The sequence below is a fragment of the Luteibacter sp. UNC138MFCol5.1 genome, assembly GCF_900110505.1.
In the GTDB taxonomy this organism is placed as follows: Bacteria; Pseudomonadota; Gammaproteobacteria; order Xanthomonadales; family Rhodanobacteraceae; genus Luteibacter.
The window spans coordinates 12,409-25,612 of the sequence record NZ_FODZ01000003.1 but is presented as its reverse complement, the minus strand read 5'-3'; the positions used below and the strand labels follow the sequence as shown (position 1 = coordinate 25,612).

Genomic DNA, 13,204 nt, shown 5'->3' with positions numbered 1-13,204 from the left:
GGCAGCGCATCGTGCGCCGCAGCGCCGCCGTGGGCAAGCCCAAGGCGGCCGGACGGGCTCAGCCCGCCTTCTTGCCCGGTCGCGTCGCCGGGCGGACGGGTTCCGCCGGCTTGGCCGTCGCGGCGTCGAGGAAGCCGCGCTGCATCGACTTCCACACGTCGAGGTTGCGCTCGGTCATCTCGTTGAGCATCGACCAGGGGGTCTGGCCCATCAGGCTGTTGAGCTGGTTGCGGAACTGCTGCTGCTGGTCGAGGAAGACCTGCAGGCTGCGCTCCAGGTACGGGCCCATGAATCCCTGCAGCGAATCGCCGTAGAAACGGATGATGTGGGAGAGGAGCTGGGGCGACAGCATCGGCTGGCCGTGCTCCTCGTGCTCCGCGATGATCTGGAGCAGCACGGAACGGGTCAGGTCCTCGCCGGACTTGGCGTCGCGGACCTCGAAAGTTTCCCCGTCGAGGACCAGCTGGCGGACTTCCTCCAGCGTGATGTAGCTCGAGATTTCCGTATCGTACAGACGACGGTTCGGATACTTCTTAATGATGCGTAGGGTTTGTGCCATGCGGCGAAAGCTACCACGAGGTATTGCGCCGCACCAGTTGCCGCGGACCCGCGTAATCGTTTACATCCGAGCCGATTTCATTTGGATCGATTTAGCTCGACTTGAATTAATGCGCCGCGGCACCGCCGGCGTTGCCGAAGGGTGGGCGGGCGAGCCAGAGGATGGGGATGAGCGCGAGGAACAGGATCGCGCATCCCCAGAACACGTCGTTGACCGCGAGTGTGGCCGCTTCGCGGGTCACGATCTGGTCCATGACGCCAAACGCCGGTTTGCCGGAAATCCCCAGGGTGTCGAGTCGTTGGGTGAACGCCGTCGTCGCCGGTGAGGCGTGCGTCACGTATTCGGTGAGCGAAGCGTGGTGGGAGTCCGTCCTGTGCTGCCAGAGGGTGACCGTGACGGCGGTCGACACGCTCGAGGCGAGGGTGCGGCAGAAATTCGCCAGCCCGGACGCGCCGGCGATCTGATCGGGATTCAGCCCGGACAGGAATATCTGGTTGAGCGGGATGAAGAAGCAGGCGATCGCGATGCCCATGATGAAGCGGGGCAGCACGAGGGCGCCGTACGAGGCGCCGCTGTTGAATCCGGCGAACCAGAACGAGGTGAAGGCGAACACCATGAAGGCGAACGTCACCACGGCCCGCAGTTCGAGGCGCTGGATGTTCTTGCCGATGAAAGGCGAGACGATGAACGCGAGGATGCCCACCGGCGCGGTGGCGAGCCCCGCCCACGTCGCCGTGTAGCCGAGCGTGGTCTGCAGCCACAGCGGGAACACCACGTTGATGCCGAAGAAGGCGAGCATGCCGAGCGAGAGCGCCGTGACGCCCACGGCGAAATTGCGCCGCCCGAACAGCGACAGATCGACGACCGGATGTTTCGCCGTGAGCTCCCAGATCACGAGGAACACGAGCGCCACGAGCGCGATGAGCCCGAGGGTGAGGATCATCGGCGAGGCGAACCAGTCGTGGTCGTTGCCGTTGTCGAGCATGAACTGCAGCGACCCCACGCCGATCACCAGCAGCGCGAGGCCGACGGAGTCGATGGGTGCGCGCACGATCTTCGTCTCGCGATGGCGCAGGATGCTCCAGGTCACCACGCCCGCGGCGGCGCCTACCGGCACGTTGATGTAGAAGATCCACGGCCAGGAGAAGTTGTCGGTCAGGTAGCCGCCGAGGATCGGACCGAAGATCGGCGCGACGACCACCGTCATCGCCCACATCGCCAGCGCGATGCCCTGTTTGGTCTTCGGGTAACTGGCCAGCAGCAGCGACAGCGACAACGCCACCATCGGGCCCGAGCCGGCGCCCTGCATGAGGCGGAAGATCACCAGCATGGGCATGTTGGTGGCGAGGCCGCAGAGCATCGAGAACGCCACGAACAGCGCGACCGACACGCAGAACGTGCGCACCTCGCCGAAGCGCTTCGCCAGCCAGCCCGTGAGCGGCTGCATGATCGCGCTGGCCAGCGCGTACGAACTGATGGCCCAGGTGCCCTCGCTGGCGCCGACGCCGAGGCTGCCGGCGATGTGCGGCACCGCGACGTTCACGATCGTCATGTCGAGGATCTCCATGAAGGTGGAGAACGCGACGGCGATCGTGAGCAGGACGAGCGGGCCGCCGTGCAGCGGCTTCGGTCCGCCGTCGGCGGGCGTGTCGGGGAGGGCGGCGTCGCTCAAGGCGTGGAGGCTCCGAGGTTGTCGCGGACGATGGCGTCCGCGGCGGCGTCGGCCTTCGCGGCGACCTCGTCATACACGCGGGTCTGCGCCACGGCGACCGTGGACGGCTGCTTCGGCAGCACGTCGCCCTTGTCGTCGGTGATGTCCACGGTGACGGCGGTGGACAGGCCGATACGCAGCGGGTGCGCGTCGAGATCCTTCGGCTCCAGCGCGATGCGTACCGGCACGCGCTGCACCACCTTGATCCAGTTGCCGGTGGCGTTCTGCGCGGGCAGCAGCGAGAAGGCGCTGCCGGTGCCGGCGCCAAGCCCGATGACCTTGCCGTGGTACTCGACGCCGCTTCCGTAGATGTCGGCCTCGATGGTCGCAGGCTGGCCGATGCGCACGTGGCGCAATTGGCTTTCCTTGAAGTTCGCGTCGACCCAGAGATCGTGCAGCGGAACGACGGTCATCAGCTGCTGGCCGGGCTGAACGCTGTTGCCGACCTGCACGCCGCGCTGGGCGACGTAGCCGTCGATGGGCGCGATGATCGCGTTGCGCTGGGCCGCGACCCAGGCCTGGCGGAAATTCGCCCGGGCCTGCTCCACCGCCGGATTGCCTTCGACATCGGCACCGTCGACGAGCGCGCGCGCCGCGTCGGCCTGCCGCTGCGCGGCGTCGAGCGCGGATTGCGCGCTGGTGACGGCGTCGCGGGCGTGCTGCACTTCCTCGGGCGCCACGGCCTTCTCGGCGAGAAGCGGGATGCGGCGCTTGAGGTCGTCCTGCGCGCGTTTCAGGTCCTGCCGGCGGGCGACCAGCGCGGCATCCGCGCCGGCCGCCGACTGCGTCTGCTGGCGCACCTGGCGTACCGCCTGCGCGAGTCCGCTGCTGGCCTTGCGCAGCGCGACGTCGGCGTCGGTGGGATCGAGGCGGACGAGCACCTGGCCGGCCGTCACGCGCTGCGTGTCGTCGGCGTAGACGCCAATCACGATACCGGGCACCTGTGCCGAGATGCCGACCTGATTGCCGCCTACGTAGGCGTCGTCGGTGGTCTCGCGGGTCGAGAACACGAACAGCCAGAGCAGGAACCAGGTGAGCGCGGCGAGGAGGAACACGACCAGGGCGATGAGCAGCGCGCGGCCACGCTTGCGCTTGTCCTTCGGCGCGTTGCCGCTCTCGTCCTGCGCGCGCGGCGTTTCGTTGGGGGTGGCGCTCATGGGCTCTGGGCTCCGTTCGTGCGAGGCGTGGATGAGGAGACGATAGGGCCGGCGCGGTAACCGCCGCCGAGGGCCTTGATCAATGCGACGTCGGTGGACAGCGCCTGGCCATGCAGCTCGGCGGCCATGTCCTGCTGCTGAATCAGCGCGGCTTCCGTCGCGAGGGATTCGCGATCGTCGCGGACGCCGCGCGCCGCGCGGGCGCGGGCGCTCGCGAGCAGCGTGGTCGCCGCGTCGAGCTGGGTGTCCTGCTGGGCGCGGCGATCGGCGAGCTGCCGCGCGCCGAGGGCCTGCGTGGCGACCTCGCGCGCGGCGCTGGCCACCGTGGCGTTGTACTGGGCCACGGCGGCGCCGAGCTGCGCGCGGCTCACGCCGTGGTTGGCCTCGAGCGCGCCGCCTTCGAAGATCGGCAGGTGGATCGCGGGCGTCAGTCCGAAAACGCGGCTGTCGGCCGAGAACACCTTGTCCATGTCGATGCTCGACAGCCCCGCCATCGCGGTCAGGCTGACGTCGGGAAAGAATTGCGCGCGCGCCGCGTCCGTCTGGCGCAGCGCCGCCTCGACCTGCCAGCGCGTGGCCGCGATGTCGGGTCGGCGCGCCATGAGGTCGGAACCGGCGTCGGCGGGCAGGCCGGGCGTGACGTCGGGTAGCGGTCGCGGCGCGAGGGCCGGCAGCGCCGCCGGCGCGACGCCGACGAGCGTGGCCAGCGACGCGCGGCGGATGGCCGCCGAGCCGCGCAGGGCGACCAGCTGCTGACGCGCGCCCGCAAGTTCGGCGCGAGCCTGCTGCGCGGTATCGGGGACATCGACACCCTGCCTGACGCGAAGCTCGGCGATGCGCAGGGCGCGCTCGCGTGCGGTGACGAGGCGCTCGGCGAGGGCGACGCGCGACTGGTCGGCGAGCCAGCCGAAATAGGTGTCGGCGACGGTCGCCTGGATCGTCAGCGACGCCGCCGAGCGTTCCGCCTCGGCGGCGCGCGCGCTGTCGATCGCGGACTCGATCGCGTACCGCTTCTTGCCCCACCAGTCGAAGTCGTAGCGCGCCTGGATGCCCAGGTCGGCCTGGTTGTACCAGGTGAAGCCCAGGAACTGCGCCGGAATGATCCCGTTCTCGCTCATGCGCTGGCGTGCGACCTGCGCGCTGGCGTCGATGCGCAGGCCGGCCTGCGCCGCGGCCACCTGGATGTTCTGCTGCGCGGATTCGACGCGCGTGCGCGCCTGCGCGAGATCGGGTGCGCCACGCAAAGCAAGGGCGATCAGCTCATCGAGCTGCGGGTCGCCATAGACGCGCCACCAGTCGGCGGCCGGCCATCCCGCGCGCTGGCCCGCGTCCACCCCGGCCAGCGGGGCTTCGTCGCGCAGCGCGGGCCGGTCGATCTTCGCCGGTACGTGGCAGGCGCCGAGGGCCAGCGCCATCGCGCCGGCGAGCAGGGCGGATCGGATCGGAATCGGTGTCATGGCGTGGCATCCGCGTCGACGGAAGGATCGAGGTGCAGGGCGAGCTTCTTCAGCAGGCGTTCGAAGGTCTTCCGCTCGGTCGCGCTGAAACAGGCGAACGACTCGACCAGCGGAGGGAACATGGGCGGCAGCAGCTTGTTGACGAAGCGGCGACCGGCGGCCGTGATGCGAAGCACCACCTGCCGGCGGTCGTGCGTGGCATGCGAGCGGGAAATGAAGTCGCGCTTGACCAGCGCGTTCGCGATGCGCGTCATGTTCGTCGGTTTCTGTTCCGCCAGCAGGCAGAGCTCGCCCGGCGTCGCGCCTTCTTCCGACGCGTAAAGCATCATCAGTGTGCGGAAGTCGCTGTCGTTCATGCCATGCGGCTTGAGCTTGCTCTCGAAGTCACGAAGCAGGGCGCCCGCGTTGAGCATGAGCAGGCGAACGAGGAATACCTCGCAGCGAGGCAGCTCCGGTATGCGCTCCGCGACGCGGTCGACGCCCTCGTAGAGCGCGTCGACGCAAGGTTTGAGACTCGACATTTCGCTGGCTAATAGTTCGCTGGTGAACTATTAGGCTAACCGGCGACGTTCCATGACGCAAGTTCGGAAAGAACGGGAAGTGCGGCCCGGACTGCGGGAAACATGCCGCTACCGCGCGTCGTTTTGCTGCTCGTCGCGGTCCGCGGTGATGGCAGGGGGGATATAGTCATACGGCCGGGCCGGCGGCCCGCTTGCGAAGGCCAGGCCATGGAACGGTATGCGGAAAATCGATCGGAGCGTCGTCTCGGTGAAATGGTGGAAGCCGATCCGGCGTTCCTGCAAGCGCTGGAGGCGGTTCGCGGCGCGACGGGAACGGTCGCGCGACTCGAGGCGACTGCCGGCGCGCAACATACGATTTCCGATCCGGGCAGCGGAGGAGGGTCGCTCTTGCTCATCGCGTTCGACGCGGATGGCGAGCGGGTGGCGGGGGCGATACTCCATTATGTGATCGAGGACGACGGGGGGACCGGGGCCTCTTTCATCGTCGCGGGTAGCGACACGCCTGTCCCCGACTCCTACGCGATCAGCGGCGCCGACGGCGTCGCGCTTCCGGGTGACCAATGGCGGCCGGGTAGCCGGCCGGGGCGCGCCAGGGTGCGCGTCACCGTCCTCGAGAACGACGTGCCGGTGTTCTTCGAATTCACGCGGGAGTACTCGGACCGCATACCGACCTATCTGACGATCCTGGACGGGGGCGATCAGGTCGTCACGTACCGACCGGGCGAGCGCGTCGACCGGTCGTTACACATGCGCCTGAGGGATGAGCGAGGTCAGCCTGTGAGCTGGGGGCGGCTGGAGACGGAGATCTACGACCCCAATGGCACCGGCACGGGACGGCTGGTGGTCATGAACACCCTCGACACGGACGGCGAGGTCACCAATCGTCTCGACATCGTCGTCGGAACCGACATGCCCGGGAAAAGTTTTTACCTGCGGGCCTATCGTCGCAACTATCCCCGGACGACCGTCGATATCGAATGCAGGATATCCGGCGAGTCCGCGTCATGAGCATCACGGGCCGCCCTCAGGGCAGGGCGAACAGCCGGATCGCGTTGGCGGTGGTTCTCGCGGCGATGTCTTCGGCGCGCTCCTCGCGAAGCGCGGAGATGCTTTCCAGAACGTCCAGCATGAACGCCGGTTCGTTCCGCTGTCCGCGACGGTGCGCGCACGGCTGGTCGGGCGCATCGGTCTCGAGAAGCAGCCGTTCGATCGGCATGGAGGCGACGACGCGGCGGATGCGGTGGGCCCGTTCGTAGGTGACGGGGCCACCGATACCGATGTGGAAACCCATGTCGAAAAGCTGGCGCGCCTGCTCTTCGCTGCCTGCGAAGCTGTGCACCACGCCTCGCAGGCCACCGACGCGGCGCAACGTGTGGATCGTTTCCTCGAACGCGCGGCGCGCATGCACGATCACGGGGAGATCGAGCTCCTTCGCGATGTCGAGCTGCCGGGCGAACAGGTCGCGCTGACGGGCCGGATCGAGGCCGTCGACGTAGAAGTCCAGACCGATCTCGCCGACGGCCACGGCGCCATGGTCTGCGAGCCAGCGGGGAAGTTCGTCGAGATGCGCGTCGCGATGGGCGTCCAGGAACAGCGGGTGCAGGCCGTAGGCCGCGGATATGCCCGCCCGAGTTGCCGCGAGGCGCTCGACTTTCTCCCAGTTGCCGCGATCGATCGCGGGAACGATCCAGCGCCGCACGCCGGCATCGACCGAGCGCTGGAACATCGCCGCGCCGTCGGCGTCGAACGCGCCATCGTCGAGGTGGGCGTGGGTATCGATCAGGTCGAGCATGTCGGTGTGATGCCGTGATGAATGTCGGCGCCAGTCTAAGGCCTCGTTCAGTTTAACGACTGTCAAATGTCGTCGAGGCGGCTTCCGGGTGATGGGGCTCAGCGCCATCGGGCCGCCGATATCTGTCTGGAGATTAGGGTATGAGCAGGTTGAAACTTTCCGTCCTGAACGTGGCTTTGGGTGCGGCGCTGGTGCTGGGTCTTTCCGCCTGCAACCGTGACGCGAACGCCGACGTGGCCAATGCCACGGGTCCGGGCGCCGCGCCGCAGGAACCGGCCGGCCCGAAGTACGGTCGCGTGGTGAGCGTGGACCCGGTGCGGCAGGCCGCGACGGCGCCGCAGCGCGAATGCCACGACGAGGTCGTGACGCGCCGTGCCCCGGTGAAGGACCAGCACCAGATCGCCGGTACGGCCATCGGCGCGGTCGCGGGCGGCCTGCTGGGCAACCAGATCGGCGGCGGCAAGGGCCGCACGCTGGCCACCGTGGCGGGTGCCGTGGGCGGCGGTTACGCCGGCCACGAGATCCAGGAGCGTCGCCAGGAGACCAACACGGTCACCAGCACCGTGCGCAAGTGCAGCACGGTCCAGGGGGCGAGCAGCGACAAGATCGTCGCCTACGACGTGCGCTATGAATACAACGGCGTCACCCGCACGGTTCGCATGGACCACGACCCGGGCGACCGCGTGGAAGTGCAGGAAGGCGTGACGGTCGTTTCCGACTCGCGCTGATCCCATCCGAACCGAACAGAGGCAGCCCGTCATGCTAACGATCGTCAGAAACTCCGGCCTGGTCGCCATCGCCCTCGCGTCGCTCTCGCTCGCGGCGTGCTACGACCAGCCGCGCCGCGGTGGCTATTACGACCGCGGAGACCGTGTGGTGTATTCGGGCTCGTCGCGCACGTGCGAGCAATGCGGCGTGGTGGAGGATGTCGAGCAGGTGTACGTCGACAAGCAGTCGTCGCCGCTCGGTGCGGTGATCGGCGCGGTCGCGGGCGGTCTGCTCGGCAACACCATCGGCAAGGGTGACGGCCGTTCGGCGGCCACGGTCGGCGGTGCGGTCGTCGGTGGTCTGGTCGGCAATCAGGTGGGCAAGCGCAACGGCGCCGAGGATGTCGCCTTCCGCGTGAAGATCCGCCTGGACGACGGACGTTGGGCGACGGTGACGCAGCGGGAAGATCCCGAACTTCGTCGCGGTGATTACGTGGAAGTCCGCGGCGATCGCGTCTATCGACGCTGATCGTTCGGACGTCTGGACGTCCAAATGAAGAACCCCGCCGATGGCGGGGTTTTTTCTGGCCCAAAAAAAGACCCTCATCCGAGGGCCCCTTTTCCCGGAGATCCCAAGCTGCCCGCCTGGATCCCTTTTCCCCGCACGTTCCTGCGCGATCAGTTCACCGCATAGAACGCGTGGTCGCCGATCTTGCGAACGACGCGGCTGGCGGACCAGCTTGGCGATACCGCGACGGTGGCGAAATGATCGGCCTGCGGTACGTATACGAGGCGTTCGCTCTTCGGCAGGCTCCAGTTGTTGATGGAGTCGCCAGCGATCTTCCATGCCTTCGTCCATGCCACGAGATCGGTGATCTCGAAATCCTTCGGCATGAGGGTGATGGCGAACTGACGCGGCGCCTTGACGACTTCGCAGACGTTGTTGCCGCCCATGCCGCGATCGCGGCGCCTGAGTGCGACTTCCGCCACGGCGTACTGGCCGATGGTGGGTTCGCTACGAGCTTCCAGGTACACCGTCGTGGCCAGACACGTCTGGTCGGCGAGGTGGCTCGGGAGGACGGACGCCATCCAGAGCAAAGCGGAAAGTTTCATGTGTATCTGCCTCCAACGAGCTTTTCCGTCACTTGCGGCGATAGCCATGGGAGACGTATGAGCGGTAGACGGGCGGGCAGGCCGTTACTACCTGGACCAACCGATGGCATCCGTCGGATCAGTGGAATACGGATGACTCGGGCGTCACACACTGTGACTTTACTGGGCGGCTGTCCGGAGCCGTCCGGTATGGGGTTGCGCCGCAAGGGAGCGGCATCGCGATGCGGCGGCTCCGTCGGCTGATAACGCGTCACGAAGGATCGCGTTGCTTGATCTCCGGCTTCACGCCGGGTCGCGCCAGAACCGTCATCGTCGACGGATCGTCGCGGGTGTCACCGTGTCGTTACACCACGGCCACTTCAAATCGATCGGCGGAGCCTAGTGGCGCGATTCCATTTGCGCAAGTGCGCGGGCTGTCTGGTTCAGCTTCGACTCATGAGAGCGAGAGAACAGATTTTTTACGATGCATGTCGCATTCAATCCGTGAATGTCGAAACGATGTGGAGGCGATTGCCCTCGATATCAAGATTCTGCGCCGCGGCCGTCGCATCGTCGAGTACGACGAGAGTCGTAGGCCGCGAGGCGGACGCGTCGCTCGTCAATGCGATGCCGGCGTCGCGTCCGTTAATGCGCAACGTCGTGCCTTCGATCAATGCGCGATCGCTTTGCACGATGTGAAGATGCCGTTTGTGTCCGCCAAGAAAATGCAGGCGTGCCGCGATTTCCTGTCCTGGGAAACATCCCTTGTCGAATGCGACGGCGCCGATACGTTCCATCGACAGCGCGGGCGGCAACAACGTGTCGAGTGCGCCGTCGGGTAGCCATGCGTAACCCTTCGCGATGTGGCGCGCGCGCCACGCGTCGTCGCCTTCGTTCGCGGCGATGCGCAGCGACGCGTCGCCTTCGCCAAGCAGCAGTGCGCCATCGGCGTCCTCACTGGCTTCGCCTTCGCCGCGCGCGACATCGTCGCCGACATGGAGCGTGTCCGACACATCGATCGTCACTTTCGAGCGGAACACGAAGCGTTTCAGATCGGCCGCCAGCGCGATGGCGTCGCCGCCACGCGGGACGAGCACGAATCGCTCGTCGCCGACGCGCGCCACGTGAAGCAGGGCGCGGACCCGTCCCTTCGGGTCTAGCCAGCCGCTGAAGTGCCAGCGGCCCACGGGGAGTCCGAGCACGTTGCTGCTCAGCTGGCTGTTCGCGAAGGCGGCGGCATCGCGGCCGGCGAGGGTGATCGTACGAGTGGTAGTACTCGGCATGGGGGCGGCGCGGGGAGGGTGGGAGGGGTAAGATATACGGTCGGACCGGGGTCAGGCCAAGGTCCGCGCGTTCGTCAAGGTTGTGCTGCCGTGGCACAGGTATTACGCTTTTAGGGCTTTATAACCATGTCCGACAATCCCTCCGAACCCCAGGACACGAACGATTCCGCTCCGGCGAAGCCGCTCGTACCGCCGGTCGTCCCCACGAACGGCGAGCCAGGGGTCGAGAAAGCGCCATTGGACCCCACGCGTTACGGCGACTGGGAAAAGAACGGACGCTGCATCGACTTCTGAGTATCGGGAAGGCGAGGGGGAGACTGTCGGGCACCAGCGATTCCAATCCAGGATAGCCGCCATGGCACAAACGGGACGACCGCTCTCTCCCCATCTACAGGTCTACAAGTGGCAAGTGCAGATGGTCTCGTCCATCCTGCATCGCGCCACCGGCATCATCAATGCCGTCGGTAGCCTCGTCATCGTCTGGGGCCTCGCCTCCATCGCCGCGGGTCCGGAGGCCTTCGCCACGTTCACCGGTATCGCGGGTTCGGCCTTCGGCACGATCCTCCTGATCGCGTGGACCCTGAACTTCTTCTATCACCTGTGCAACGGCATCCGTCATCTGGCGCAGGACGCCGGCGCGGGTTACGCGGTGCAGTCGTTCATCCGTTCGAGCTGGATGTCGATCGTCGGCGCCGTCGTGCTCACGGCGCTGGTATGGGCCTATGTGCTGACCGGGAGCCACGCATGAACAAGGACCTGCGCAATCCGCTCGCCCGGGCCCGCGGCCTGGGTTCCGCGAAAGAGGGCGTGAGCCACTGGATGCTCCAGCGCGTCACCGCGCTCGGCCTGATCTTCCTCACGCTGTGGTTCATCGGCACGATCCTCAGCCTCCTGCACGCCGATTACGCCACGGCACGCGCCACGCTTGGCAAGCCGTGGAACGCGGTGCTGCTGATCGCCCTCATCGTCACCATGTTCCGGCACGCCACGCTCGGCCTGCAGGTCGTGATCGAAGACTACGTCCACACCCGCTGGCTCGAAGTGGCCTCGCTGGTGATCATCAAGTTCATCGCCGTACTCGCCGCGCTCACGGGCGTACTGGCCGTGCTGCGCGTCGCGCTCGGAAGCTGATCGATGGAAGCCTACAAGGTTCAACAACACAAGTACGACGTGATCGTGGTCGGCGCCGGCGGCGCTGGTCTTCGCGCCACGTTCGGCCTGGCCGAGAAGGGTCTCAAGGCCGCCTGCATCACCAAGGTGTTCCCGACCCGCTCGCATACCGTGGCGGCGCAGGGTGGCATCTCGGCCGCGCTCGGCAACATGGGCGAGGACGATTGGCGTTTCCACTTCTACGACACGATCAAGGGCTCCGACTGGCTCGGCGACCAGGACGCGATCGAATACATGTGCCGTGAGGCCATCCCGGCCATCATCGAGCTCGAACACTACGGCGTGCCGTTCTCGCGTACCGAGGAAGGCAAGATCTATCAGCGCCCGTTCGGCGGCATGACCACGCACTACGGCCAGGGCACCGCGCAGCGCACCTGCGCCGCGGCTGACCGCACCGGCCACGCGATCCTGCACACGCTCTACCAGCAGGCGCTGGCGCACGACGCCACGTTCTTCATCGAGTACTTCGCCATCGACCTCGTTTTCGAGGACGGCAAGTGCGTGGGCGTACTCGCCCTCGACATGAACGAAGGCACGCTGCACCTCTTCCGCGGTCACGCGGTGGTGATGGCGACCGGCGGTTATGGTCGCGCCTACTTCAGCGCCACGTCGGCGCACACCTGCACGGGCGATGGCGGCGGCATGGTGCTGCGCGCCGGCCTGCCGCTGCAGGACATGGAGTTCGTGCAGTTCCACCCGACCGGCATCTACGGCGCGGGCTGCCTGATCACCGAGGGCGTGCGCGGCGAAGGCGGTTACCTGACCAACTCGGAAGGCGAGCGCTTCATGGAGCGTTACGCGCCGAACGCTAAGGACCTCGCGTCCCGCGACGTGGTCAGCCGCGCGATGACGATCGAGATCCGCGAAGGCCGTGGCGTGGGCCCGAACAAGGACCACATCCACCTCAACCTGATGCACCTCGGTCCCGAGGTCATCCACGAGCGCCTGCCGGGCATCGCCGAGTCCGCGCGCATCTTCGCGGGCGTCGACGTGACGAAGGAGCCGATCCCGGTCCTTCCGACCGTGCACTACAACATGGGCGGCATCCCGACCAACTACCACGGCGAAGTCGTCACCAAGCGCGACGACGATCCGGATTCGATCGTGCCGGGCCTGTTCGCCATCGGCGAGGCGGCCTGCGTGTCGGTGCACGGCGCCAACCGCCTCGGCTCCAACTCGCTGCTCGATCTCGTCGTCTTCGGCCGTTCGGTGGCCAACCGCTGCGCCGAGCTCATCAAGCCGGGCACGGCGCACAAGGATCTCCCGGCCAACGCGCTGGACAAGATTCTCGGCCGCTTCGACGCGCTGCGCTACGCGGACGGCACGAAGCCGACCGCGCAGATCCGCGCCGAGATGCAGAAGACGATGCAGTCCGACGCCGCCGTGTTCCGCACGGGCGAAACGCTGAAGGAAGGCTCGCAGAAGATTTCCGAGGTCTACTCGACGTTCAAGGACGTCAAGGTGACCGACCGCTCGCTGGTCTGGAACTCCGACCTCATCGAAACGCTGGAGCTGTCGAACCTGCTCGCGCAGGCCGTCGCGACCATGCACTCGGCCGAGCAGCGTCCCGAGAGCCGCGGCGCGCATGCCCGTGAGGATTTCCCGGACCGCGACGATCACGACTGGCAGAAGCACACGCTGGTGTGGATCGACGAGGCCGGCAAGTCGAGCTTCGACTTCCGCCCGGTGCACATGTACACCCTGACGGACGATGTCGAAGTCGTGCCGCCGAAGAAGCGCGTTTACTGATACCGG

15 protein-coding genes are annotated in these 13,204 nt (G+C 66.9%); 7 read left to right on the top strand and 8 right to left on the bottom strand.

Annotated features, from left to right (window positions below; genetic code table 11):
• Positions 1–58: 58 nt before the first annotated feature.
• The 5 genes from phaR to BMY69_RS08350 all read right to left on the bottom strand — a co-directional run bounded on the left by phaR (position 59) and on the right by BMY69_RS08350 (position 5,405).
• The gene (phaR, locus tag BMY69_RS08370; RefSeq protein ID WP_090053768.1) at positions 59–559 is read right to left on the bottom strand and encodes a polyhydroxyalkanoate synthesis repressor PhaR; all 501 of its coding nucleotides are present in this window, start codon (positions 557–559) and stop codon (positions 59–61) included.
• Between the two features lie 106 nt (positions 560–665).
• Positions 666–2,231, bottom strand: coding sequence for a DHA2 family efflux MFS transporter permease subunit (locus BMY69_RS08365; protein ID WP_090177072.1), 1,566 nt, complete (start codon positions 2,229–2,231; stop codon positions 666–668).
• Entirely contained in the window at positions 2,228–3,427 is a 1,200-nt protein-coding gene (locus tag BMY69_RS08360; RefSeq protein ID WP_090177067.1) for an HlyD/EmrA/EmrK family protein, read from the bottom strand. The genes BMY69_RS08365 and BMY69_RS08360 overlap by 4 nt, the downstream gene beginning before the upstream one ends.
• On the bottom strand, positions 3,424–4,884 hold the full coding sequence (locus BMY69_RS08355) for an efflux transporter outer membrane subunit (protein ID WP_090177064.1): 1,461 nt from the start codon (positions 4,882–4,884) through the stop codon (positions 3,424–3,426). The genes BMY69_RS08360 and BMY69_RS08355 overlap by 4 nt, the downstream gene beginning before the upstream one ends.
• The gene (locus tag BMY69_RS08350; protein ID WP_090177061.1) at positions 4,881–5,405 is read right to left on the bottom strand and encodes a MarR family winged helix-turn-helix transcriptional regulator; all 525 of its coding nucleotides are present in this window, start codon (positions 5,403–5,405) and stop codon (positions 4,881–4,883) included. The genes BMY69_RS08355 and BMY69_RS08350 overlap by 4 nt, the downstream gene beginning before the upstream one ends.
• Positions 5,406–5,612: 207 nt before the next feature.
• Between BMY69_RS08350 and BMY69_RS08340 the strand changes: the two genes are divergently transcribed.
• A complete protein-coding gene (locus BMY69_RS08340) occupies positions 5,613–6,413 on the top strand; it encodes a hypothetical protein (protein WP_143070429.1) in 801 nt (266 codons plus the stop codon).
• Between the two features lie 16 nt (positions 6,414–6,429).
• Here the strand turns inward: BMY69_RS08340 and BMY69_RS08335 are convergent, their stop codons facing one another.
• Positions 6,430–7,197 carry a TatD family hydrolase gene (locus BMY69_RS08335; RefSeq protein ID WP_090177055.1) on the bottom strand — a complete coding sequence of 256 codons (768 nt, stop codon included), beginning with the start codon at positions 7,195–7,197 and terminating at the stop codon, positions 6,430–6,432.
• Positions 7,198–7,337: 140 nt separating this feature from the next.
• On the opposite strand from BMY69_RS08335, the gene BMY69_RS08330 reads away from it, so the two are divergent.
• Both BMY69_RS08330 and BMY69_RS08325 read left to right on the top strand, forming a co-directional pair.
• Complete coding sequence (locus tag BMY69_RS08330; protein WP_090177053.1) at positions 7,338–7,925, top strand: glycine zipper 2TM domain-containing protein; 588 nt, start codon at positions 7,338–7,340, stop codon at positions 7,923–7,925.
• A gap of 31 nt (positions 7,926–7,956) precedes the next feature.
• The gene (locus BMY69_RS08325; protein WP_090053755.1) at positions 7,957–8,433 is read left to right on the top strand and encodes an outer membrane lipoprotein; all 477 of its coding nucleotides are present in this window, start codon (positions 7,957–7,959) and stop codon (positions 8,431–8,433) included.
• 149 nt (positions 8,434–8,582) lie between these two features.
• On the opposite strand, the gene BMY69_RS08320 is transcribed toward BMY69_RS08325, so the two are convergent.
• Both BMY69_RS08320 and BMY69_RS08315 read right to left on the bottom strand, forming a co-directional pair.
• On the bottom strand, positions 8,583–9,017 hold the full coding sequence (locus BMY69_RS08320; protein ID WP_090053753.1) for a cell wall hydrolase: 435 nt from the start codon (positions 9,015–9,017) through the stop codon (positions 8,583–8,585).
• Between the two features lie 476 nt (positions 9,018–9,493).
• Positions 9,494–10,279 carry a CAF17-like 4Fe-4S cluster assembly/insertion protein YgfZ gene (locus BMY69_RS08315; RefSeq protein ID WP_090177050.1) on the bottom strand — a complete coding sequence of 262 codons (786 nt, stop codon included), beginning with the start codon at positions 10,277–10,279 and terminating at the stop codon, positions 9,494–9,496.
• A 126-nt stretch (positions 10,280–10,405) separates the two neighbouring features.
• Between BMY69_RS08315 and BMY69_RS08310 the strand changes: the two genes are divergently transcribed.
• The 4 genes from BMY69_RS08310 to sdhA all read left to right on the top strand — a co-directional run bounded on the left by BMY69_RS08310 (position 10,406) and on the right by sdhA (position 13,198).
• Positions 10,406–10,573 (top strand): DUF1674 domain-containing protein, encoded by a 168-nt coding sequence (locus tag BMY69_RS08310; RefSeq protein ID WP_090053750.1) that lies wholly within the window; start codon positions 10,406–10,408, stop codon positions 10,571–10,573.
• Between the two features lie 61 nt (positions 10,574–10,634).
• Positions 10,635–11,027, top strand: a complete 393-nt coding sequence (gene sdhC, locus BMY69_RS08305; protein WP_090177047.1) for a succinate dehydrogenase, cytochrome b556 subunit — start codon at positions 10,635–10,637, stop codon at positions 11,025–11,027.
• A complete protein-coding gene (gene sdhD / locus BMY69_RS08300) occupies positions 11,024–11,410 on the top strand; it encodes a succinate dehydrogenase, hydrophobic membrane anchor protein (protein ID WP_090053747.1) in 387 nt (128 codons plus the stop codon). Before sdhC ends, sdhD begins: the two co-directional genes overlap by 4 nt.
• 3 nt (positions 11,411–11,413) lie before the next feature.
• Positions 11,414–13,198 carry a succinate dehydrogenase flavoprotein subunit gene (gene sdhA / locus BMY69_RS08295; RefSeq protein WP_090053745.1) on the top strand — a complete coding sequence of 595 codons (1,785 nt, stop codon included), beginning with the start codon at positions 11,414–11,416 and terminating at the stop codon, positions 13,196–13,198.
• Positions 13,199–13,204 lie beyond the last annotated feature (6 nt).